Origin of the sequence: Schlesneria sphaerica (assembly GCF_044336245.1) — a bacterium.
Lineage (GTDB): Bacteria > Planctomycetota > Planctomycetia > Planctomycetales > Planctomycetaceae > Schlesneria > Schlesneria sphaerica.
Genome location: NZ_CP172346.1, coordinates 6,083,024 through 6,106,817 on the forward strand (window position 1 = coordinate 6,083,024; position 23,794 = coordinate 6,106,817).

At 57.1% G+C, this 23,794-nt stretch carries 14 protein-coding genes; 11 read left to right on the forward strand and 3 right to left on the reverse strand.

All coding sequences use genetic code 11. The features are described from left to right. Positions 1-276 precede the first annotated feature (276 nt). On the forward strand, positions 277-699 hold the full coding sequence (locus tag ACGY09_RS21920) for a hypothetical protein (protein ID WP_397569437.1): 423 nt from the start codon (positions 277-279) through the stop codon (positions 697-699). 152 nt (positions 700-851) lie between these two features. On the opposite strand, the gene ACGY09_RS21925 is transcribed toward ACGY09_RS21920, so the two are convergent. Beyond that, the gene (locus tag ACGY09_RS21925) at positions 852-1,784 is read right to left on the reverse strand and encodes a dihydrodipicolinate synthase family protein (protein WP_397569438.1); all 933 of its coding nucleotides are present in this window, start codon (positions 1,782-1,784) and stop codon (positions 852-854) included. A 565-nt stretch (positions 1,785-2,349) separates the two neighbouring features. On the opposite strand from ACGY09_RS21925, the gene ACGY09_RS21930 reads away from it, so the two are divergent. The 5 genes from ACGY09_RS21930 (at position 2,350) to ACGY09_RS21950 (ending at position 10,933) form a co-directional block, all read left to right on the forward strand. Further along, on the forward strand, positions 2,350-3,513 hold the full coding sequence (locus ACGY09_RS21930) for a homoserine O-acetyltransferase (RefSeq protein ID WP_397569439.1): 1,164 nt from the start codon (positions 2,350-2,352) through the stop codon (positions 3,511-3,513). A gap of 171 nt (positions 3,514-3,684) precedes the next feature. After that, positions 3,685-4,302 (forward strand): methionine biosynthesis protein MetW, encoded by a 618-nt coding sequence (metW, locus tag ACGY09_RS21935; RefSeq protein ID WP_373652840.1) that lies wholly within the window; start codon positions 3,685-3,687, stop codon positions 4,300-4,302. 127 nt (positions 4,303-4,429) lie between these two features. Next, entirely contained in the window at positions 4,430-4,912 is a 483-nt protein-coding gene (locus ACGY09_RS21940) for a hypothetical protein (protein WP_373652839.1), read from the forward strand. Positions 4,913-5,217: 305 nt separating this feature from the next. Further along, positions 5,218-7,953 carry a PQQ-dependent sugar dehydrogenase gene (locus tag ACGY09_RS21945; RefSeq protein WP_397569440.1) on the forward strand — a complete coding sequence of 912 codons (2,736 nt, stop codon included), beginning with the start codon at positions 5,218-5,220 and terminating at the stop codon, positions 7,951-7,953. Positions 7,954-9,502: 1,549 nt separating this feature from the next. Beyond that, positions 9,503-10,933 carry a right-handed parallel beta-helix repeat-containing protein gene (locus tag ACGY09_RS21950; protein ID WP_397569441.1) on the forward strand — a complete coding sequence of 477 codons (1,431 nt, stop codon included), beginning with the start codon at positions 9,503-9,505 and terminating at the stop codon, positions 10,931-10,933. Between the two features lie 217 nt (positions 10,934-11,150). Here the strand turns inward: ACGY09_RS21950 and ACGY09_RS21955 are convergent, their stop codons facing one another. Then, entirely contained in the window at positions 11,151-12,134 is a 984-nt protein-coding gene (locus ACGY09_RS21955) for a hypothetical protein (protein WP_397569442.1), read from the reverse strand. A gap of 596 nt (positions 12,135-12,730) precedes the next feature. On the opposite strand from ACGY09_RS21955, the gene ACGY09_RS21960 reads away from it, so the two are divergent. The 4 genes from ACGY09_RS21960 (at position 12,731) to ACGY09_RS21975 (ending at position 17,010) form a co-directional block, all read left to right on the forward strand. Further along, positions 12,731-15,049, forward strand: a complete 2,319-nt coding sequence (locus ACGY09_RS21960) for a hypothetical protein (protein ID WP_397569443.1) — start codon at positions 12,731-12,733, stop codon at positions 15,047-15,049. Between the two features lie 77 nt (positions 15,050-15,126). Further along, positions 15,127-15,633, forward strand: a complete 507-nt coding sequence (locus ACGY09_RS21965; RefSeq protein ID WP_397569444.1) for a DinB family protein — start codon at positions 15,127-15,129, stop codon at positions 15,631-15,633. 127 nt (positions 15,634-15,760) lie between these two features. Continuing rightward, a complete protein-coding gene (locus ACGY09_RS21970) occupies positions 15,761-16,753 on the forward strand; it encodes a phosphoglycerate dehydrogenase (RefSeq protein WP_373652833.1) in 993 nt (330 codons plus the stop codon). 53 nt (positions 16,754-16,806) lie between these two features. After that, a complete protein-coding gene (locus ACGY09_RS21975; RefSeq protein WP_373652832.1) occupies positions 16,807-17,010 on the forward strand; it encodes a FeoB-associated Cys-rich membrane protein in 204 nt (67 codons plus the stop codon). A 1,108-nt stretch (positions 17,011-18,118) separates the two neighbouring features. Here the strand turns inward: ACGY09_RS21975 and ACGY09_RS21980 are convergent. Then, positions 18,119-19,090: a M48 family metallopeptidase gene (locus ACGY09_RS21980; protein ID WP_397569445.1), complete on the reverse strand. Its 972-nt coding sequence runs from the start codon at positions 19,088-19,090 to the stop codon at positions 18,119-18,121. A gap of 488 nt (positions 19,091-19,578) precedes the next feature. Here ACGY09_RS21980 and ACGY09_RS21985 point away from each other — a divergent pair, with 488 nt between their 5' ends. Further along, complete coding sequence (locus ACGY09_RS21985; protein ID WP_397569446.1) at positions 19,579-23,727, forward strand: hypothetical protein; 4,149 nt, start codon at positions 19,579-19,581, stop codon at positions 23,725-23,727. Positions 23,728-23,794: the final 67 nt, after the last annotated feature.

Consider the following 23,794-nt stretch of genomic DNA (forward strand, 5'->3'; position numbering starts at 1 on the left):
GACGTTTGCCGAGCGAAATTGTTTGAATTCCTGCTTCCGTCTGGCGACTGCTGCGTGATCCGCTCACGGCTCTACGACGTTCTGCAGAGCAGGAAACAAACTCGGATTTGAATGGGGGCATGTGAACATGCTCGCAAGTGGGAGCTTTCGCTGCCTGACAAACATGTATCCTCTCGCAATTCGTTCCTGTGAGTAACAGCCTTGCGCAGCGAGGATTCATCAGGGGCAGAAAATCACGGTCACACGGGCGCAAGAGGATCTGGAGAGCGACGAACGATGAACGTGTTCTTCATGATTTGTGCGGTGGTTGGCGTCACACTGCTGGCGTGCGTGACATTCGTGTCCATCCTGGGGCTGGATGACACCAGCAGGTTTCTCGATCAGGACTGGAATACGGATACAAGCGATGGTCTTGATTCCTCGTCGTCACGGATGACATCCGAAACGCCAGGTGAGCGGCCGACGTCTCCGGGTTCCGCACTGAAAGAGGTCAGCGCCGTTCTGCGGCGGTTGAGTGCGGCAACCACATTTTTCGGACTGACTGGCTACGGGACGCACGCCATCAAGATGTCCTCATTGCACACATTTGGACTATCTGCCCTGGCGGGGGCGATCGCGTACTATGCCATCGGCCTGCTGATGCAACCTCTTTCGTTCGATCCGTTCGACGAAAATTCTTCGACGTTTCGGTCGGAGTAAATTCCTCGGTCAGGCAATCGGACAGAGCGGACTGACAGGTCGTTTTCCGGAAGTGAGAACGCGGTGAACCGGCTCTGGTTGCGAGGCGCCTCAGCGGACTGCACAACCAGAGCTCTCTGCCGATCCCGCGAAGGGGTAACCGCTTTGGAAGATCAGGAAGATGCGCTGGTTTTGACAGATTCCACCGCTTCATCCAGTTTTACCAGGAGTCGATCCAGTTCACTCCGTGTTTCGGGATCGAGGCTCCACGCGTAAGGCTGCCTGCGGACGTCTGTCTTGAAGAGCCCGTTACGATGAAGCACGTACTTCTCGATCGCCAGGAAGCCATCCAGACCCGCTTGAAGTTGCAGGCTGACGAGTGCACAGATGGGGAACGAAAGTCGGTAAATCGCTGCTTCGTCCTTCCGCTGCAACGCCTTCCATAACGCCACGACCGCCGGAAGAAACTCCATTCCCGGCATCGTTCCTGCGACGCCACGGCGGGCGCAATCGACCAGACAGATTCCTCCCGAGCCATCGAAGATGCGTGCTTCACCGTCGGTCGCGTCACGAAGTGCCGAAAGATTGGGGCCGATGGGAGTGGCTTCCGGTTTGAAGAAAATCTTGTCCTTGCCGAACCGGCGCAACAATCCGACACTCACCTCCAGGGGAATCGGCTGACCAACGTACCCTGAAGCGTCTTGAACGATCACGGGCAGATTGACGTTCTCGGCCAGTTCGGTGAAGTAATCGCGAACGGCCCCCGGCGGGGTTCTGGTGGCAAGGGGTGGAATCGCCATGACCGCTGCGGCCCCCGCTTTTTCGGCATGCTGCGCGTACTGGATCGCCTGCTTGGTCGATTCGGCGCCGACTCCGGCGATGAAGACGCCCCGGTCGCCGACCATTTCTCCCAAGGCGTTCGTGAGAGACACACGTTCGTCATAGGTGAGTCGTAACAGTTCAGAGACCATGCCTGTACAAAAGCCTTCAGCACCGACTTCAAATCCCCAGTCAACCTGTCGACGGAGACTCTCAAAATCGATCGAGTTGTCTTCGAGGAACGGGGTGTGTGCGATGGGGAGTACGCCGCTGATCTGTCTGGTCATCCGGGTTTTCCTGTTTTTGCTGCTTCTGAGGGGGTGTTTTAAAGCCCGTCGCCTCGGAAGCCGTGCCGAAAATCGTGGGGAGGGCGAGTCTGACAAGCTGCGATCGAGCGAGCGACTCTCTGATCAGCCTGCGCTGATGAAATCATAAGTGGATTGTCAGGATTTTGCACAGTCCGGCAGCAGTGGTGCTTTCCTTACAGTTCTGTCCGTCGCTCTCGTCGGCACCTTGCGAGGTGGCAAAACGAAGCGCATGAAAGATCCTGCCGCGGAGAACGCCCGCCGGATGAGGCGATTCACGACTTGATTGGGACCGGGGACTGCTCGAAACTGAGGCGGTTCGTCCCTATAATCAAAATCCCGTCCAATCGGTAACAGGCCCAAAAGGGGAGAAGACACGCTATACTTTCGATGTCCCGGTTTCCCAGTCAGATCGTGGGAACGGGGCCTGCAGCGGTTTTGGGCGAGCCGACTTTCGCTGTCAACACGTGTGAAATGCTTTCAGGATCATCCTACTGATATGGTATCAGAGATAGCATCGCCGGTCCGAGATGAAGAGGTGGGTTCAGTGGGTATTGTGGAAACGCAATTCACCACGCTCTTTGAACCCCCCAATCCGCTGACGCTCGAAAGCGGTGATCAATTAGGGCCCATCACCGTTGCTTTTGAGACGTACGGGAAACTTTCGCCCGAAAAAGACAACGCGATTTTCGTCTGTCACGCTTTGACAGGGGATGCGCACGTCGCTGGCAAACATTCAGCCGACAGCCGCAAGTCAGGTTGGTGGGATGGACTAGTGGGACCCGGCCGGGCGCTCGATACGACAAAGTATTTCGTCATCTGTGCCAACGTACTGGGGGGATGCCAGGGGACGACGGGGCCGAGTTGTACCAATCCCAAGACCGGTCAACCTTATGGACTTCGGTTTCCCTTTATCACCGTGGGTGACATTGTTGATGTCCATGTGGCGCTGGTGAGAAGCCTCGGGATCGAGAAACTGCTGTGTGTGATCGGGGGCAGTCTTGGCGGCATGCAGGTGCTGGACTGGGTTTCGCGTTACCCCGACATGGCCCGTTCTGCAGTCTGTCTGGCGTCTGCGGGCAAGCTGTCTGCCCAGGGGATTGCTTTCAACGCCGTCGGTCGACGCGCCATCACCACTGACCCTCAGTTCCAGCAGGGTGACTACTACGGCTCGGTCCCTTCAAAATATGGGGATGTCGGTCCGAGAGCAGGACTGGCACTCGCCCGGATGGTGGCACACATCACGTATCTTTCCGAAGCTTCGATTGAACGTAAGTTTGGTCGAAACCTGCAGCACAGTGATCATCTTGCCTACGACCTGCAAAGCGAGACCGAGTTCAAGATCGAGAGCTATCTGCACTATCAGGGAAAACGATTCATCGAGCGATTCGACGCGAACAGCTACCTCTATCTGACCCGGGCCATGGACTACTTTGACCTGGCACAGCGTTTCGGGTCTCTACGAGAGGCACTCGGCCGCACCGATGCGCGGTTCCTCATTACGTCATACCACAGTGACTGGCTGTTCCCTTCGAGCCAGAGCCGGGAACTGGTGAGTGCCCTGCTGGCGACTCGACGTCATGTGACCTATCTCGAACTCGACAGCGTCTTCGGGCATGATTCGTTCCTGCTGGAAATCAAGCAACTCGAAGAACTACTCACTCCCCTGCTGCGAGAGACTTACCGGCGTTATCATGGTGCCGCTCAGTAACTCGGCAGGCGAGACGGGACAGGCGATGCCGCGGGTCCCATCGACGTCAAATGCCGGCATGTCCTGGGTGAAATGTGGGAAGCTTGCGGTGCCGAAGGAAACGGGCTCACTGAAAGCGATGCTGCCGCAGCCATTTCCACGAAGTCGATTTAACTACGGAGTTATTCCCCCGTGAAACGATATAGTGTGCTTGATCCAACTGCCGCGTTGACGGATCGACTTATCATCGACCAGATCGGCCGCGGCAGCCGCGTCATCGATCTGGGGTGCGGTGACGGGCGTCTGTTGTGTCGTCTGCGCGATGAATTGAACTGCTCGGTGCAGGGAATCGAACTGGATCACCGCGAAGTCGTTGAAGCCATCGCGAAAGGGATGCCCGTGATTCAGACCGACCTGGATCAGGGACTGAAAGAAGTTCCCGAACAGTCGTTTGACTATGCCGTGCTGAGCCAGACTCTCCAGCAAGTTCGCCATCCCCAGGATCTGCTGCGTGAGATGCTGCGCGTGGCGAAGCGAGCGTTGATTCTCGTCCCCAACTATGGCCACTGGTGGATTCGCGTGCAGATCCTGTTGCATGGTCGGGCGCCGATGACCGGTTCGCTTCCCTATGACTGGTACAATACTCCGAACCTGCACTTCCTTTCGATGATCGACTTCCGCGAACTGTGTCAGCAGATGCACTTCAAGATCGTGCACGAGATCCCGATTATCCGGGGACGCGCTGCCAACCGGGCCTGGGCTGCGAATATTCGTGCTGATAATGCTCTGTATGTGCTGGAGCACGTGTAGTCCCAACCGTCCGCGGTGAATTGGGCCCGCGACAACTGCAGAGTCGATCCATCGACGGTTATCATCTTTTTCGAATCCGTTTACCGGGCGTTAACGTCCAAAGTGACATTCCGCAAAGGAGACGATCATGAGTCGAATGGTTTTACCAATCCTGCTGGTCTGTGCGCTGGTTTCCACTTCGGGGGCGTTGGAGAAGGATTCCCATGGGGATCAGGAAGCCCGGGAAAAGGCGTTCGCGACGAAGTTGTCAGGGTCTGTGCTGGCCGGTTCGTTCAGCACAGACGGCAAGGATTCGGCACCGAATAAGCCAGATCGCTATCAGATCGTCTCGGCGAAGAAGCTGAAGGGAGACGACTGGGTTATTACGTCAAAGATGAAAGTCGGCGAAAAGGAAGTCGATATCCCCATCGTTCTCAAGGTCTACTGGGCTGATGATACCCCGATTATGTCGCTGACCGACCTGACCATTCCCGGAGTGGGAACGTTCACCGCGCGCGTCATGTTCCACGGAGATCGCTATGCCGGCACCTGGCAGCATGGTGAAGTCGGCGGCCATATGTGGGGCAAGGTGGAAAACCCCGCGGCCAGCGGCAAGCAGCCCGCAAAGTAATCGGTAGTGGCGTCCGGAACGAATGGACCCCCTGCTCCACGACCGTGATAAGCGCCGGAGCGAAGGACCCAGGCAGGACGGTCCTCCCTGCCCAGCTACACCGTACCAGGTCGGACGAACATGGCCTCGATTCTTCGGTGCCTGTGGGATCGAGGCCTCTCTGTCGAGCGTCCTACAGACTTGTTCCTGCGGGATGGTCGAGGTATCGAATAGCAAACGCAAATTCTTGCACAGTTCCCACAACGGACCCCGTAGCAAAGTGGCGTCTCATCTTGAATCTCCATGTGAATAAAGCAGGTGCGAAGGTGAATCAGTCTGACGTGGGATCCGGCCTTGTGTGGGGATTTTGTGCGCTACTGTTTGCTGTGCCGTCCTTTGCTCAGGAACCGGTTCACCCAACGGCCGGGGGCGTCGACCAATCCCGGTTCGAGGTGACTGTCCTGGCGACCGGTCTCGTGCAGCCGATGGAACTGGCTGTCGCCAGGGACGGGGCCGTCTACTTCATCGAACTGGGGGGGAAGCTTAAGGTCCTCGATCCCGTGACCCGCCACGTACAATTCGTCGCGGATCTGACTGTGACGACGGCGCAGGAGAACGGCTTGATCGGGATCGCGCTCGACCCCGATTTCGAGCGGAACCGCTGGATCTATCTGCAGTATTCTCCTCCCGACTTCCCCGGCCAGCACATCAGTCGGTTCACGTTGCAGGATGGCCGGCTGGATCTGGCCTCTGAGAAGGTTCTCTTGCGGTATGAAGAACAGCGAAAGGAATGCTGCCACCATGCCGGGTCGCTCCATTTTGGACCACGGGGTGAGCTCTTTATCGCAACCGGTGACAACACACATCCACATGGTGATTCTCAAGGGTTTGCTCCACTGGACGAACGGCCCGACCGGTCCCCCTACGACGCTCAGAAATCGTCGTCGAATACCGAGAGCTACAACGGGAAAATCTTGCGGATCCGCCCCACCCCTGAAGGAGGCTACGAGATTCCCGAGGGAAACCTTTTCCCGGCGGACGGATCTGGTGGACGTCCGGAGATCTATGTAATGGGGTGCCGAAACCCCTGGCGCATTTCCGTCGATTCCGAAACCGGATTCCTCTACTGGGGAGACGTGGGACCCGATGCCGGCAGTGACGGACCCCGCGGTCCCAAGGGGTATGACGAAATCAATCAGGCTCGTCGAGCCGGAAACTTCGGCTGGCCCTATTTCATCGCGAATAACCAGCCGTATGCCGACGTCGACTTCGCAACAGGAGAAGTCGGCTCCCGATTTGATGCCGCGGCACCGCGAAACGAGTCCCCCAATAACACCGGAAAAGTTCTGCTTCCGCAGGCAGAATCGGCCCTGCTGTACTATCCCTATGGTGCTTCGCCTGAGTTTCCCGAGCTGGAAACCGGTGGTAGAACCGCTTGTGCCGGACCTGTCTTTCACTTCTCTACGGCAGCGGATTCTCTCACGAGCTTTCCAGCCGAATACGATCGGGCTCTGTTCATTTACGAGTGGTCGCGTCACTGGATCAAGGTGGTCCACTTTGATGAGAACCACGGGGTGAAGCGAATCGAGAAATTGATGCCCCATCACCGGTTCGTCAGGCCGATTGATCTCGAATTTGGACCTGACGGAGCTTTGTATCTCATCGAGTATGGCGAGACCTGGGGTGTCAACGCGGATGCGCGTCTGGTTCGGATCGACTACGTTCGGGGCAATCGCCCTCCTGTTGTTAAAATCGCCGCCGAAAACAACTTCGGTAAGCAACCTCTCAGGATTACAGCATCGAGTGAGGGGACCTTCGACAAAGATGAAGGCGACCAGTTAACCTATGAATGGCGGGTGGTGAAGCCTGCGGAGCCAGACACGGCTCCGCGAATCGTTTCCACGGAGCCCCACCCTGTCATTACGATCGAGGAACCGGGGATCTACAATGTGGAGTTGACCGTGACGGATTCGCACGGTGCTGCCCGGTCTGCCACGGTTCCGTCCGTCGTGGGAAATCAGCGGCCACTGCTGCGGTTTGTGCGGCCTCGTCCTGGTGACTTCTTTGATGCCGAGGAACCGATCACTTACGAAGTTGTGGTCGAGGATGAGGAAGACGGGACCAACGACGACCGGCAAATTGACGACCAGCAGCGAGAGCCGCTGGATGCCGATTCACCCAAACGCGTTTCGCTCAGCGCCGTTCATACCGAGGAACCATTCCCCGTGGCGGGTCGAGTCTCTGATGAATCGACTCAAGGACCGATGGGGCTGCGACGGATGAAAGGGAGTGACTGTTTCAACTGCCACGCCGTCGATCAAAAGCGAGTGGGGCCTCCTCTGCTCGACATTGCCAACAAATACCGGGGTCTCGACGGGGCACTCGACGCATCCGTTCAGCGGGTGTTGAAAGGTTCCACGGGAGTCTGGGGCAAAATTCCCATGATCCCCCACTCGCAGCACTCGCCGGAAGAAGTTCGGGAGATGGTTGATTACATCTTTCGTCTGGAGCCCAAGGGTCTGGTGCGCGTTTTTGAAGGGTTCGTCGGTGAAATTCCGGTCGCTCAGGAAGAAGTGCAACAGGCGGGGCATTATCGCTTGATCGCCAGCTATGTTGATCGTGGATGGGGAGCCATTCCACCATTGACGACGTCCGCCGAGATCCTGTTAAGGCCCCGACTGGTTGAGGCAGAGACGGCTCCTCTTGTGCATGGCCCTCAAATCCTGAATTCCGGGACCGCAGGTGGCGGAAAATTTATCGGAGCGATCGACCACGGTCACTACCTGAAGCTGGAAAGCGTATCGCTTGAACGCGTTAGCCAATTGACGTTTCGCGTCGCGTCGGCAGGTGCGGGCGGTCGCATTGAAATCAGGGTCGATCAACCGGATGGACCCTTGCTGGCAGCGACGGATGTGGAGGTCAATGGCGATTGGGAACGATGGTACAACCGAACAGTTCCCATCCAGGGCCTTGAAGGGAGCCACGACCTGTATGTGCTGTTCGTTCATCCTGCCAAAGCGGGAGGGCTCATGAACCTGGATTCGATCCGGTTCGAACGCTGAGGGCGGTTAGTAATTGACTGGAGCAAGGCCGTTTCCTGAAAGATCCTTCTGCTCGTGGCTCCACAGCTTCATCCTGAGTGAGGTCATCAGTCCGAGTCGCATGGTGGGAAATTGCCCCTCGCGCTGATCTGAGTGGTCCTCCCGGCCTTTCGAAGTTTCCCTTCTGGAAAAAGTACATGATCATGCTTTCTCCTCTCTTGCGCTCCGTGAATCGCCTTCACGAAGAGCTACAAACCTCAACACACGAAGTGTGAAATGTGTATTGATTCGCGTTTCTGTGGTGTTGTCAAAGAGTGCGGTTTTCTCTGCTTGAAAATCTCCCCACCTACGTTACTGGCTATGTGCTAAAATTGTTTAGTGATTGATCGTGGTGTATGGAAATCGATCTTTACGGAAGTGTGGTCGTCTTTGGGGCGGATCTTTATCATTCATTTAAGGTGATTTGTTCTGTAAAGGTATGCAACTCAGAATTCAGGTCTGATCGGTAGGGGGGTCTCAGATTCGTTTCCCGGTGCAAGATTTGTATGGAAATCACCTGCTGTATCTCAGGAATTTAGTTGCTTTTCAGGGTGCCCGTGAGTACTAATGACAATGATGACATCGGGCTTGGTTGCGAATGGGGCGGTTTGTTCGAAAATGGCTATTTGCCAGTTGTTTTGTGGTGGTTTTTGCATCGATTTTGCTGGTTGAGTTTGAATTCGGCGCGAAAGTCGGATTGTAGGCAGATCTTAATTACGCTTTTGTGCCATTGTCATGTTCAAATATCTAATTTAATGGTGTTCTTATTTCGCGGGTGGTTGGTGCCGCGTTGCGGGGTATCATCCGGGCTCGATCGACGATGATGACTGATTCTGAAATGTTCCTTCGCGGGTCAAAGCGAGGGACAGTCCGAGTCTCACGGATGAGCAATGAATGAATGTCGATGCGGTCGGCTTCATTCGTAAGTGATGGCGACCTGCTCAGCATGCGGGGTCCATCGCTGGCCTCATCCTTCATGACCTCGTGGGGCCAGGGGCGAGCACAGCGTTGACTCGCTCAGAGACACGCAGGGGAGACGGCGGAACGTCCTTGCGGCGACAGCGTGTTCCTTCACTGAACGCGTAAACGTGAGCCGCAGATGATTCCTGGTATGCCCTGGGTGGCATTGCGCGGTGCCTTGTTTGCTATCGGTTGAGTTCGCCACAGGGGCCGGTGCGCGAAGAAAGATGGAAAAAACCGCAGTGTCATCACCATGGATGAACGGAAACGGGTTGGAAGGTATTCGCTGCAGTGATGGACTGAGTGACCTGATTGAGGAGTAACTCCTGATGACCATGAGTGGTCGCACGGGGGAGATGGAATCGTCTCTAACTTCTGTCCCCCCCCAGGGCCGAGCCCTCATTCTCATCCAGGGGATATTGAATCGCATCTGCATTTTTTGCGGCAGGCCAGTCGCGCGGTTCCCTCTGTGGAAATCGACGCTACGTCTTCTGGCACGTCCGCTTTTCTTTTTTCTCGTGATGTTTTGCGTTTGTACTTGTTCTTTTTCCTTTTTTGGTTCGAGGTTCGCATGAAGTATCTGGTCTGGTTTACCATCACGACGGTCGTCTGGCTTACGGACCCGATGTCCGCATCGGCACAGTCGATTGGAGCGCCCATCCCGGGGGCGCCGAAGAGTATTTTCTACGTCGACCCGGTAAACGGGTCCAGTTCAGGCGACGGATCCTCCGCCCGGCCCTGGCGAACACTCCAGGAAGTCTGGGATGCTCGGCTCATTAACGGGACTGACCGGACTTCCGGCGTCGTCCATGCCGGCGACCTGATTTATCTGCTGGGGGGGAATCACGGCAATGTAGACATCGCTCCCTGGAACGGTAGCGGCAAAGTTGCCAATACGGATTATATCACGATCACTGCGTTTCCCGGCGCGGTCCCTATCATTAAAACTTTGCGGTTCACGCTGGCATCAAAGTGGGTGGTGCGTGGAATCACGTTCGAGAACCCAGGTGTCTTCAGCACTCGTCCCACCCTGCTCTACGCCGAGCACTCATCGAATCTGATTGCCGATGGCAACATCCTCCAGTCCGCCAGCGATGTGGCAACCTGGTCCCCCGCCGACTGGCCCAATCGCAGCGCCGACTACGCGATTCATTTCAACAACGTCCGCTACGGTACGATCAGTCGAAATCGAATTAAGGGAGTTCACAATGGGATTGCAACACGTGGTCGATATCTGATGCTGTCCGGAAATCAGATCGACTACTTCGCCAACGACGGGATTCAATTTACGTCCAGCGATACGGTCATCCGACACAATCTGATTACAAACCACTATGGGCTCTGGAATGACGGATTGCACCATGATGCCATGCAGGGGTGGACTTCATTTGATGAAACCTTCACCACAAACGTCCTGATCGAGAGCAACATGATCATCAACTCCACGGGAACCTATCTGACGGTGCCGCGGGTTCCGTCGGGGGACAATGATGAATACCTCCAGGGGATCGTGATTTTCGACGGGGTGTGGGACCGATTGACGGTGATTAATAACGTCGTCATTGCCGCAGCCCATCACGGTATTGGATTCTACGGAATCTCGGATTCGGTAATTGCTAATAACACCGTCGTGAGCCAGAGCCCGAAGTATGATAGCTGGATCGGCGTATTTCAGGATTCCCGCGTTCCTCAGAACGTGGTAGTTCGTAATAACGTCGCAGATTCATTCTCGCTGCTGCAGCAAGGGGTGACCTTCGACCACAACCTCGCCTTCGACAGAGGTTTTCTTCCGTGGCAGCAGAATCTGATTCCGATCGTTGACCCGGTAACGGTCTTTCAGGTGTACCAGCCGAGTCGAGGCTACTTCGACCTGCGCCTGAAAGCGCAAAGCCCCGCCATCGGTGCCGGCAGTTCGCTGAGTGTGCCGAAATACGACGTGCTGGCGGTCACACGCAATCCGTCCCGTGTCGATATCGGTGCCTACTCCTACACAGGTCCCTAACGGAATCGATTGACACCCTGCCCTCCGGTCGTCATGTCACCGTGGCAACCGGAGGTATTCTCACCGTGCGGGACATGTGCGCTCCCGCAGTCAGAATCCGATCGACGACGCGGTGAATTGTGCTGCGCCCTACTCACCGTCGCAAGAAATCGAGCGTTCAATTGCCGCTCGAGAGTAGTCTCAGGACACCCGACGTCTTGATTGCAACCTCTGCCAGTCAATTTCCGTCACTGAGACCCCACCGAAACCCGAGTCGGCTGGTCTGCTCGGCGAGCTCATCGAACGAGCACGACGTGCCGCAGCGCTCTTCGATCATCTCGGCGGCATCAAACCCCCGATCCGCGTCGCGCAGTCCCTGTGAATCGCCCGTATGAAAGACGACGCGGCGGATCCCTGCCGCTTTTGCGGCGAGAACCTGCAATGCAACCATCAGGGTTCGATTGCCACCAAAGGCTCCACATCCCCAGAAGCCGGTGTGAATGACGGTTTCAGGATGGTCACGGTCCGCTGCCGCCGATTCCCGCCGGGCGGCACTGAATCCCGTGTACGCCGTTGCGAAGATGGTCTTGATCTGCTCTGGCGTATATTCGCCCTGACCGTATCCGGGGGCCGCGATTGCAATAAGATTGCTGAAGGTCGGCGGATCGAGTTTCCGAGTTGCCCGGAGCACAGTCTCAAAGGGAGCCCGAGCAAACTGGTTCCCATAAAGCGATGGACGACCCAGTCGTGCGTCAGGACTCGTCGAGATCTCCAGCCGACGCTCGGCGTTTCTGATGAGGATCGGTGTCCCCTTCCCCCCACTGACTGTCATGGTATTCAGGCCCAGACCTGCAAGTGCTTCTCGAACACTGGCGAGCAATGGATGTTCGGCAACCTGCATTTCGTCTTGCGCAAACAGGGAGGAACCGTAGGCAACAAACAGACGTGGGTCAGCAAAGTTGACGTGCCATGGGGTGTCAGGGCCGCTCGGCGGGTAATCGTAAAAGTTCGGCTGCCGGTCCAGTGTGAGCGAATTTGGGAAGGAAACGGGATCCGGAATTTCTGAGTCCCACTGCGTCACATCCAGCGTGCTGGGGGGGATCTTCCCACCCGGATAGGCGTGTTCGTAGAGAGCGGCCTTGTGCGCGTGTTGAAATTGCGGAGGATACTCCGCAGCCAAGGTCACCGCGTCAAACGTTCGTCGGTACAGCGGTTCTCGCACGAGGAACTCCAGACAGCAGAGTAAATCCGGTCAAAGCGTTTCATGGTCCTTGCTGGCCGATCATTGATATTCATTCTGCCATCTCCAATCACCTCTCACAACGACGAACTGCGTGCATCCCGGGCCTCTGACCACGACCTCGGGTAGTGCAAGACCTGGGGCAGTGGATGTTCGTCGGTGGGGCTCGCAAGCCTTCTCATCGAAAAAGCGTGGGAAACGGCCGTAGGGTCAAAGTCTGCCAGTGGGGCCTGAGTGGCCGGTCATCCACCTCAACCGGCCACTCACGGGGGCAGGAAAACCGCAATCGCCCCAGCCGATGAAGGCTCTGCCCTGTTGGGATTGCGAGCGTGTCAGGGTGATGGTCCAGCTCCGAATGATCGCCGAACTTATCCTTCTGACGAGAATCGGCCCGACGATCACCGCTGACTGCGTGGCAGTACCTGCAAGCAGTGCAGCCGGAAATTGTCACCGTTGGAGGCGCGCGCACTGTGCATTCTGGAGCAAGACGGTTATCTTCACGCTTTCCAGAGAAACCGCGGCAGGATGCGCGGGCTGAACCAGATTTGGTGCTTTGTTTCCTTGAGGATCTTTCGGAAATGCAATTCGTGATCTCGCGGACTCGATGTCTGTTGTTGGCGTTTCTGCTGGTGTTGACTGTCGGGTGCAATTCCAAGACGGCAGCGCCGACAGCCGGGACCGGCGAAGACGGCGAGGCGGCAAGCGCGCCCGACGGAGGACGATCGAAGAAGACTCTGATTCCTATCAAACGCGATGTGAAGTCGATTGAAGGGAACTGGGTCGTTGTCGTGACGAACCAACGGACCGATGCGTATCAGTGGATCGTCAAGTTCACCCGCGGGGCCGACGGTAAAACGAATGCAGAGCTGCTGGAGGTACGCAGTGAAAATGGCGAAAAAGATCCGCTGCAGCTCGTTTCGTCCGAAGTGGATGGTGACTCTGTCAAACTGGTCTTCAAGCGGAACGACGCAACGTTTGACTTCATGGGGACCTTCCAGCAGGGGTTCATCCGAGGGACTCTGAAAGCAGGAGCGACCGAGGTCTATCTGGCTCGATTGCTGCCGACTGACGAGAAATCGCTTGAACGATTTGACCCGAACGGTCTCCCTCCCGGTTCCGATGTCTATGACGGGCTGATGAAGAGGAAGGACCTCAAGCCGGATGAACTGATGGAGGCAGCGCGAGAGCATCGGACCAGCCCTCTGACACAGGATATCTACAGCACCCTGATGAATGGTTCGTCCGGTGCCAAACTGGATGAGGCAACATTGAATGCGCTGATTCAGGACTACCGCGAATCGGCAAAGATCTGGGGACCACGCTGGCAGGTACGGACCGAAATGATCATGGCCGTCAGTCTGATCAACGGCCGTCAGTACACACGGATGGCGCTGGAGCACCTCGACGCCGCAGAACGCTATCTGGGGGATGACAAAGCGACCTACGCCGAGACCATCAACGCTTTTCGTGAAGCTGCGAAGGTCAATCTGCGTGTGGAAGACATTGCGTCCGAATCGGCCTCTGATGAAACCAAAGCCGCTGCCTTTGATGAACTGAGCGAATTGCTCAAGAAACAACCCTACAATGCAGAGATCCTTTACGCTTTGGCGACTCATGCCGAACGGACGGGCAAGACCGAAATCGCGATGAATTATCTGTCCGAGATTGTGGCGATGCCCATGCTGGAACTGGCATTGCTGCGAGCCCGGGCTGGTCAGCCACCCGATTCGGGGACCGCAACCGAATTGCTGAAGAAACTGTGGGCACAAAAGAACGGTAGCGAAGAGGGCTATCAAGAGTACGTTGACGAAGTCTACCGCCGACGAATCGGGGAATACCTCGACGAAATTCAAAAGCTGGTACCGACTCCTCCCCCAGCCGAAATGGGCGATAAAACGGTGCTGGTGGAACTCTACACCGGAATGCAGTGTCCTCCGTGTGTCAGCGCCGATCTGGCACTCGCGGCCATCCGCAAGACCTATCCCCACAATAATGTCGTGATCGTCCGCCTGCATCAGCATATTCCTTTGCCGGATGGTCTGGCCAACCAGGATTCGGAGGAACGAGGTGCTTTCTACGGCACGGGAGCGACCCCCACGATTGTCGTGAACGGGATGCTGCTGGACGGACGGTTCTATGCAGGACCGATTCAGATGGCCGGCAACGCCTACACGGTGCTTCGCCGCGTCATCGATCCGCTCGTCGTCGAAAAGACCGATGTTCGGCTGGACATTTCGGCAGAAGTCGTCGATGGTCAGCTTCAGGTTTCGGCCGCTGCGACAGGGATTCCCGAAGAGCTGCTTCCGTCCTGCCGCTTACGACTGGCCGTCGTCGAGAACGAACTGCACACCATCGTTCCGGAAGGATCGAATGGAATTCGCGATCACGAATTCCTTGTTCGCGAAATGCTGGGTGGAGCGAAGGGGATTCCACCGAAAAAGGGGGAACTGAAGTATTCGATCTCGCTCCCTGTCTCGGATCTCCAGCAGCATGTGGTCGACTATATCCAGCGTTACGAGGCGGGCCGCAGGTTTGAATTCCCCCCTGCGATGAAGCCGCCGATTCAGGGGCCGTTGTCGCTCGTCGCCTGGGTGCAGAACGACAAGGCAGATGAACAGACGCAGTCTCGATTGATTCTCCAGACGGCTGTCACCCCCATCAAGGGCGAAACCGGTTTTGGACCCGCTGCGACGGTCTCTGCTGTCGAAGAGACGCCTGCGGCGACCTCGACCGAGACGGAAGCTCCGAAGTCAGAACCGTCGACAGAACAGCCGGAAACGCCTCCTGCCGAAGCAGACGCGACACCGCCGTCTGACACCACACCGGAATCGTCTGACGCGACTCCCGACTCTGCGTCGGAGTCGACGCCGCCACCCCCTGCTCTGCCCGAAGAGTGATTTCCAGGCCCTGTCGGGTTTCGGGCATCAGGTTCCGTGCGTGAGTATGAGAATTCGTGCAGGAAGTCGGGCGTCGTATGTTTGAGCATGGGCGAGCATTGAACGAGTTCCTGGTGAACTACCTCGAGAACCTTGTCCGGGATCTTGAGGAACCCGACCTGGATCTCCAGCCGTTTGCAGGCTTGAATCCTCCCCGCTGGATCCTCGGGCATCTGGCCGTGAACAACGACTACGCCCTGCGGATCTTCGGCGGGCGTTTTCAATGCCCGAAAGAGTGGCACCGGAGTTACGCGCGCGGAACAACCTCCAGTTCTCCGACGGTGGTGGATGCTTCCAAAGAACTGCTGATGGAACGAATCCGCAGCGGGTTTGCAGAACTGCGCCAACGAACTGAAGCGGCAGACCCGGACGCCATGAGCCGACCGCACTCGATCCCGTTCCTGGAAGCGACCCCGATCAAGACGGTTGGCCAGGTGGTCACTCATCTGCTGACGACCCATCCCGCCACGCACCTCGGTCAGCTCTCCGCCTGGCGACGAGCCACCGGACGACCCTCGGTCAGTCTGGGAAGTGAGGGAACATAACTCATCGGATTTCGCGTCAGTCCCTTTCGATCAGGATCCCGGGGCCACTGGTCGAGACTGTTTGAATCGTTCAGCCCTTTCGTCGAAAAACGCCGTTCCCTGTTGTCATAATTCAGGAGTTTTCTTCATGCAAAAGGTTGTCTGCACAGCGCTCGGTACAGAAGGTGGACCTCATGTCGAACTGCTTTCCAAGGCGGGGTTTCAAGTCGTGGATGCTCCACGTGACGTCAACCTCTACAATCCCGAACTGCTGTTCCCCTACGTGAAAGACAGCGTCGCGGTGGTGGCCGGGTCGGAACCCTGGCCCGCGTCACTGATTGCGGCCTGTCCTCAGTTGCGCGTCCTTGCACGGACCGGTGTGGGCTTTGACGCCATCGATGTCCCCGCCTGCAATCAGCATCGTGTCATCGTGGCGACGACGCCCGGAGTGAATCATCACGCCGTCGCAGAACATACGTTCGCCTTGCTGCTGGGCGTGGCACGCGGCTTCCCCGCCCGCGACCAGCAGGTCCGGGCCTGCACCTGGCTCCGTGCGTCGACACCGCGGGTGATGGGACGGACCATCGGCATTGTGGGACTGGGACGAATCGGCCGCGCGGTCGCAACGCGTGCCGTCGGTCTGGGAATGAAAGTGGTCGCATTTGATCCTTGTTCGCAGCGAGAATTCTGTGAACAGTGGGGCATTCAGCTTGCCTCGTTTGAAGACCTGCTGCGCGTCTCTGACTACGTCACCCTGCACCTGCCGATGGGGGCCGAGACGAAACATATCATGAATGCCAGAACCTTCGGCCTGATGAAACCGGGTTCTGTCTTCATCAATACGGCTCGTGGTCTGCTGGTTGATGAGAACGCGTTGATCGACGCTTTGAAGTCGGGTCACCTGCGCGGAGCAGGCCTGGACGTCTTCGAAGTGGAACCGCTGCCGGGAGACAGCCCGTTGCTCAAGATGGAGAATGTCCTGTTGAGTGGTCATCTGGCCGGGCTCGATGACGAATCGCATCACGATACGCTGAAAATGAGTGCCGAAACGATCATTTCGCTGTCTCAGGGAGGCTGGCCCACAGAAGCGATCCGCAATCTTCCCGGCGTCACCGATTGGAAATGGTCTGCCAAGGGCTAAAATTGACGATGCGGCATTGGTCGTCGGGCGTGAGATGGATGCGGAGCGAGATCATGAGTACAGCCTGGCAAATGGTGATCGTGGCAGCCCTTGTCCTGTGGGCCGCTGCGATCCTCCTGCTCCGCATCCGTCGGCTCTTCGGAACACCCGCCTCCGGCTCCTGCTGCGGAGGCTGCCAGGGCTGCCCGGCAAAAGAGACAGACCAGGCCCAGGGACTCGTTCAGCTTCAGCCTCCGCCGATGATCAAGTCACACTGAAGAAGGGCTGAGCATCGACCCGCCTGCCGCAAACTATTTGTGCACTCGACAGTTGGATTGATCCGCAATGAAAACCCCTTGCTGGCCTGCTGTCAAGGGTTTTTCATCGGATTGGCTGACAGCAACCACAGAGCCATCCTGTAATGACACGGAGGGCTCCTCTGCGTCTCCTGCAACATCCAAAGGATAAGTCCCCGGAACGGGAGCTCTCCCCCATGGAAAGAGTTCACTGGAAAATGTGACTCTGCCTTTCATTCCGCACCCTTCTATCGCGTGATTTTTTCCGTTCCGTTACGGTGGCTGGATCCTCTCCGCGATCAAATGCGTGGGCAGGTGTGTTATCAATCCGGGCCTGAAAGTCTTCCCGCAACAAAGACAAAACATTCGAAGGCTCTGCCCACGGGGCAACAAGGTCGCAATGCGTAAGCAGGGCGACCGTTTTTCTAGATTTTTCTCAGCGACCGCTCACGTTGGTCCGTTTCGCCTTGCGTCCAAATGATTGGAAGCGGGGTGGAGATTGGCGCTGCGTGCTGGGGAGTCGTTGTTATTCTTGGGATCGTCCTTGTCCAGGCTGCTGCGGTAGCTTGGACGAGTGTCGTTATCAATCCCTCTTTCTGCCCCATCTCTTTTCGGCCGCGATTCGGTGCATTGGCGCGAACGAGATGGCGACTCGTGTCTCTTGACGGTGAAGTGTGGTCATGCCGCGAATGACCTGCGGCCATTGTTGATCATGTGCCGGGCATTCGCTTGTGGAACTCGGACTTCACGAACTGGCTGCAGAGGGGGTCGGTGGAAGGTGCTCAAGGAAGGTGCTCAAGGAAGGTGCTCAAGGAAGGTGCTCAAGGAAGGTGCTCAAGGAAGGTGCTCAAGGAAGGTGCTCAAGGAAGGTGCTCAAGGAAGGTGCTCAAGGAAGGTGCTCAAGGAAGGTGCTCAAGGAAGGTGCTCAAGGAAGGTGCTCAAGGAAGATGCTCAAGGAAGATGCTCAAGGAAGATGCTCAAGGAAGATGCTCAAGGCGCGCGGGATGGGGGGCTTGAGGTGGCGAGGCATTTTATTGGGATGCGGACGTCTCTGTTGTGGTTTCGTCCTTGGTAGTTAGCAGTCCGGCCCCTACTGGGTGGCGGCGGATTCCTGCGTTCGTGAAAAGCGTTTTTTCAGGTTTTCGCGTCCGATGAAGAGTGGTTCGGCGGGCGGGGCTTGTTGCTGTAGCCGCCTCGATTCCTTCAGGATGGCCGCGTGTCGCTCGGGGTTGTAGGGGTGCGAGCGGAAGAAGCTGGGCCAGTCGAGGGTGCCCAGTTCGTCGGGAGGCGGCTGTTTCGTAGGGTTTTTCTGGAAGACTTTGGCCATTTCCCGCGGGTCGTAGCCTGCCTGAAATGACCATCTGACACCGTCGAGGTCGGCGGCTCGTTCATCCTCCGGCCGGAAGGGGCGCGCCCATAACTTAATGAGGCGCGGGTCCAGAGGTTTTTGTGCTTTCCCGGGATCGGAAGCGGGAAGGGATTCTTCCAGAAGTTGCATTCGCCGCAGCGGCAGTAATTGATGGCCACGATCCAGATGCGACAGTTCATGTCCGACAATGCCGACCAGCGCCGCTTCGTTGGGAACCGCGTCCAGCAAACCTTCAAAGAAGATCAGTGTCCCGCCGGGGTAAGAACGAGCGTCGATACGGGGGGACCGGGCGACGATCACTCGAATGGATTTGTAGCGCTCTTTGTTGCGCATGAAAGGTTGAAGCGTGGAGACCAGGCTCTGCAGGTATTCAACGTCTCGTCCCTGATTTTCCAGGGCGATTCCAGAGTTTGCCAGTGTATCGAATGCGGACTCCAGAAGTTGCTCACCGAATTTCTGTTCTTCCGCAATCGCGATCGAGATTTTTTCCAGTTCGGCCCGTTCGTCTGCAGTATCCTCACCGAACATTTTTTCCAGGATGTCCCCTGGATTCGCAGGGATCTCGAAAGGAAAGCCATTCGACTGAGCGAACGTCGGGTTGCCCGACCAGACCAGTATCAGGCCTGTTACCGCAAGGGCTAAAGCAAGCCCCTTTCGGAGCCGTGAGTCGGAACGAAGGCCAGAAATTCGCATGACGTTGCTCCATGGAAGAGTCTGTTCACTGCGTTAGTCGGGACACGTGGTCGGAATCAGGGGTCGCAAAATACATCGGATGAGTGATCAGAGGAACTCTGGCGGATTGAACTGCATCTTGTATGCCTAGCAGAGAACAGATTGTCAGTCGACGACTCGCGAGACGGTAGTTTGTCGGCATTAATTCGGCGGCGGCGGTTCGTGGATGGGGGTTTGGTACGAGTGCCAAATTGCGGTAGTGAGATCGTCCCTTTTGAGTATTGGGCCATGGTCGAATCGGTTGTTCGGCCCTGCGGCTGTTCGGACGACAGGGCCCTTCCGGGTAGCATACTGCGGAGTCATCGGGATGTGAGATAATGCCGGGGGGCCTGTTCCGGCGAGAAGCTGACAATCGTACCGTTACAGGCGGTGTTCTCAGCGACTACAATAGACAGTGTCGATTTTGGCTGTAGGTAACGATCCGACGGGACGTTGACCAGGAGTGACTGATGCCGACCAACAGTTCGCTGACTAAACTCTCTCGCTCTTCCTCGACCGAGGAAATCATCGTCAGCGAACATCTCGCCGATCTGCGTAATCGGATTCGACTGCTGACTTGGGTTTCCGGTCTGGGCTGGCTGAGCGTGGCCTTTCTGGGGGGGCTGCTGGTCACCGGAACTCTCGACTGGTTAATGCATTTCGACGATTCCGGGACGCGACTGGTGCTCGGACTGGCGCTGTTGGGATTGTCCGGGTGGATGCTCTGGCGGCAACTGATTGCCCCCCTTCGTACTCCTCTTTCCGGAGCCTTCCTGGCAAGGCGTGTCGAACGGCAGTATCCCGGCCTGAATAATCGACTGCTCAGTGCGGTCGAATTCCTCGAGCATCGAATCGATTCCCGTCTCGGCTCGCCCGAACTGCAGCAGGCGGTCGTGGGGCAGGCGTTAAAAGATCTGGAAAAAATTGAGCCCGAGGACATTGTCGAAGCTCGTGCGATTCGCAATGTGACACTCGCCGGGGCTGGGGTCTTTCTGGTGACGGCGCTCGTTGTCCTGTTGCGGCCTCTCGAAGCGGCGACATCGGTTCAGCGGATGATGTTTCCTTTTTCCAATATCCCCTGGCCACGGGCGGTGGAACTGAAGCTGTTGCGTGCGGACCTGTCACCCGTCGACTTTGTGCCGGGCCAGCCGATCCAGCTTGCGCGGGGGGATACGCTGGAACTGTATGTCGAGAATGAGCGGGGAGGACTCCCGGAACGAGTCTGGTTTGAGTACCAGAACGAACTGGATGGGCCCGTTCTGCGGGATTCACTGCGACAGACCACGGTTCGGGATGCGAACGGCAAGTCTCACGAAACCGCCGTCATCAGTTGGATTGCAACTCGCGGATCAATCTGGTTTCGCGCCACCGGGGGGGATGACCATGTCATGCCGTTTTACCAAGTCGATGTCGTGCCTCCACCGGGGATCGAATCCCTTCAGGTGACGCAGACGCCTCCATCCTATTCAAAACAGCCGGTGCAGGTGTTGCCCGAAGGGGTCGGACACGTTCAGGGTTTGCTGGGTACCCGGATCGCGATTCAGGCCACGGCGGACAAGCCGCTGAAGATGGCCAAACTGCGGATCGGAGACCAGCCTCCCGTATCCCTGGAACTGGAAGAGAATCGCAAGACATTCTCCGCAAATTTTGAAATGAAAGACGCGGTCGTGACGAACTACTGGTTCGAACTGACCGATACGGAAGGGTTCACCGACCGCGAAGCCGTCCGCTATGAACTGCGGGGAATTGCCGACACTGTTCCGGATGTGGCGATTGAAGCTCCCTCGAGTGACGTCCTGCTGACGGCAGATGCGGAACTGGAAGTCGTCGTACTGGCGAAAGACGATCTGGGCCTGCGTGACGTGCGGATCGCCTATCAGGTTGGCGACGACGAACAGCTCAAGCTGATTCCCTTGTTCCGTTCCGTGGCCGATGGGGACAAGCCCACGGGGCAGGATGCTGAGGGTGAACAGACCGAGGAGCAACAGACTGAGGGTGTGCAGCGGCACAAGGCCACTTATCAGTGGAAGATGTCGGACTTGAGCCCTGAACCGGGAACCAAGATCGTTTTCCGCGGGGAAGCCACAGACGACTATGACCTGGGGCCGCCGCACATCGGCAAGAGTATTCCCCGTTCGATTCTGATTGTTTCTGGCGATGAAAAGCAGAAAGAACTCGCGATGCGGGTGAGCGATCTGCTGGGGGACTTGAAGCAGGCCACACAATTGCAGAAGCGGGCTTTGCAGCAAACCGAAGAGTTGCAGACCCAACTGGAGACGGTGGGGGAACTGCGTGATCAGGATCTGGATCAACTGCAGCGCGCCGAACTGGGGCAGCGACAGGCGGCATCACGACTGACTCATTCTGCCGATGGGGTCGAGACGCAAGCACAACAGATACTCGAGGAATTCCGGGCCAATCATCTCACGGACGAAGCGACCGAACAGCGGCTTCAACGAGTTGTCAGCGAACTGGGAACTCTGGGCAGAGAGACGCTCCCTGAGGCGGAACGGGCATTGATGCAGGCCCAAAAACTGGCCGAACAGGGGCGTCCCGAGAACAAGGGGCGTACCTTACCAGCGCGAACGGAAGAGGGCTCGCGTACTCGCTCATCCACCTCAAATTCGTCGTCCGCAGCGAAGTCGGATACGCAGGAGTCCCGTGGCCAGGAGCAAGGGACCAATGAAGGGACACCGTCCGGTGAGGATGGCCAGCAGCCGAATTCCAATCCGAAGTTGGATCCTCCCGCAGGGACTGAAGACAAAGCGAGTCCCGGACCAGGCACACCTGAGACCCAAGATCCGGCAGTCAGTTCGGTAACAGAAGAGGGAACGAAAGCGGAGGGGGCAGAGGAATCGGCAGCGCCGAAAAAAGGTGAGCCCGTCGATCAGGGAACCGCTCCTCCCGAATCTCCCCGGAAGTCGCCATCCCCCCCTTCCCGGTCACTGCAATCGGCACTGGCGGAAGCGCACGCTCAACAAGCCCGGTCGCTGGAATCACTCAGTGAATTACAGGACTCGCTGACCGAATGGCGAGACCGCCGCGACGTATCGAAGGATCTCAACTCGGTCATCGCCGATCAGGAACGACTGCAGCAGGACGCCGCGCAGGTTGCTGCGGAAACCATGTCGAAGTCGGACGCGGAGCTGACATCACAGGAAAAAGCCGAACTCAACAAACTGGCGGATCGCCAGCGGAAGATTGCTGAACAACTCGAACAATTCCGCAAGCAGCTCGACAAAACGTCGGAGCTGCTGCAGAAAAATGATCCTGATACCGCCGAGCGACTGAGCGAGGCAGGACAAGAGCTTCAGCAGCAGGAAACCGCCAGCAAACTTCAGGAAGCCGCGAACAACCTCGCAGAAAATCGCATGGGTGCTGCTGCTGACTCACAGCAGCAGGCCATGAACGAGCTGCAGGAAGTCGAGCGGATGATGAAGCGACAGGCGAGCGACAATACCGAGCAGTTCCTCCAGCAGACCGAGGAAGCGCTGCAGGAGTTTCAGGAGATCCGTGCTGAGCAGCAGAATCTGGCGGAACGATTCAATGAGCTGAACCAGCAGGAAGAATCGCTTGAAAAGCAGGAACAACAGGAAGAGCTGATGCGGCAGCAGGAAGAGCTGACCGAGCGAATGGCGAAGGCCGAGCGGAAGCTGGAGCGACTGCAGTTGCGTGGTGCGGCCGAAGCGGCCAACCGCGCTCGCAAGCGTCTGAATGATGTCATGAAGCAGGCACAGGAACTGAGTGACGAAGAGGGTGCCGAAGAGATGCAGCAGGCGATGGACGAGGCGCTGGAAGATCTCGACCAGGTGGAAATGGAACTGGCGCTGGAAAAACGGGTGGCCAAAGAGCGGCTGGCGTTTGAGCAACTGGAGAAGATTGAGGACCAGTTGAAGTCGCTGCGCGAGCGTCAGGAAGCGGTGATCGCGGAAACGGTTCGTCTGGAAGAGGCAAAGCTCAGCGAAGGGAGGATGACCCGCGGTCAGGTGAAGACCCTGCTGGAACTGGCAGAGACGGAACGTTCACTGCAGCTTGTGGCGGATGAACTCTCGCAGAACATGGCGTCGGCCGAAGTCTTTTCGTTGGTGCTCAAGCGACTCGGCCGGACATTGAAGTTCGCTGCTGATGCACTGGCTGAACGTCACACCGACGAAAAAACGCAGACGCTGGAACGGGAAGCCATTCGCAAGATCGACAGTCTGCTGGCGGTGTTGAAGCAGGAGCAGAAGAAACAGGAGCCGGCTCAAGGGGAAAAGGAAGCTCAGGAGACGCTTTCTGAAGAACGGAAAGAGGAAGAAGAAAAGCCCGAGCAGGCCCAACCTCCCGGTGATATGCTGCCAGAATTGGCGCAATTGAAACTGCTGAAGACGCTGCAGGAGGAATATCTCGAACGGACGCAAATGCTCGATCAGTTCCGGGACGAGAATGGGGTCCTGCCCGCAGCAATGGAAGAAGAGAAAAATGAATTAGCACGCGAGCAGGCTGAGCTGGCTGATTTCGCACGAAACCTGATTGCCAAGTTCTTGCAGCAGCGGCCCGATCCAGCGGCTGGAGAGTCCGCAGAGGCTGAAGCGGAAGAACGGCGCAAGGATGAAGACGCAATAAAAATCGACCCCTGACGCGGCTGTTCGAAGCAGGCGGGTGAGTGAGCCGAAGTCGGTGAAGTCCGACAAAGGATGCGACAGA

Bases quoted from the DNA above. Each gene is read 5' to 3' on its own strand.
- ACGY09_RS21920 (WP_397569437.1), top strand. From the start codon at position 277: ATGAACGTGTTCTTCATGATTTGTGCGGTGGTTGGCGTCACACTGCTG.
- ACGY09_RS21925 (WP_397569438.1), bottom strand. From the start codon at position 1,784: ATGACCAGACAGATCAGCGGCGTACTCCCCATCGCACACACCCCGTTC.
- ACGY09_RS21940 (WP_373652839.1), top strand. From the start codon at position 4,430: ATGAGTCGAATGGTTTTACCAATCCTGCTGGTCTGTGCGCTGGTTTCC.
- ACGY09_RS21950 (WP_397569441.1), top strand. From the start codon at position 9,503: ATGAAGTATCTGGTCTGGTTTACCATCACGACGGTCGTCTGGCTTACG.
- ACGY09_RS21960 (WP_397569443.1), top strand. From the start codon at position 12,731: ATGCAATTCGTGATCTCGCGGACTCGATGTCTGTTGTTGGCGTTTCTG.
- ACGY09_RS21965 (WP_397569444.1), top strand. From the start codon at position 15,127: ATGTTTGAGCATGGGCGAGCATTGAACGAGTTCCTGGTGAACTACCTC.
- ACGY09_RS21970 (WP_373652833.1), top strand. From the start codon at position 15,761: ATGCAAAAGGTTGTCTGCACAGCGCTCGGTACAGAAGGTGGACCTCAT.
- ACGY09_RS21975 (WP_373652832.1), top strand. From the start codon at position 16,807: ATGAGTACAGCCTGGCAAATGGTGATCGTGGCAGCCCTTGTCCTGTGG.
- ACGY09_RS21980 (WP_397569445.1), bottom strand. From the start codon at position 19,090: ATGCGAATTTCTGGCCTTCGTTCCGACTCACGGCTCCGAAAGGGGCTT.
- ACGY09_RS21985 (WP_397569446.1), top strand. From the start codon at position 19,579: ATGCCGACCAACAGTTCGCTGACTAAACTCTCTCGCTCTTCCTCGACC.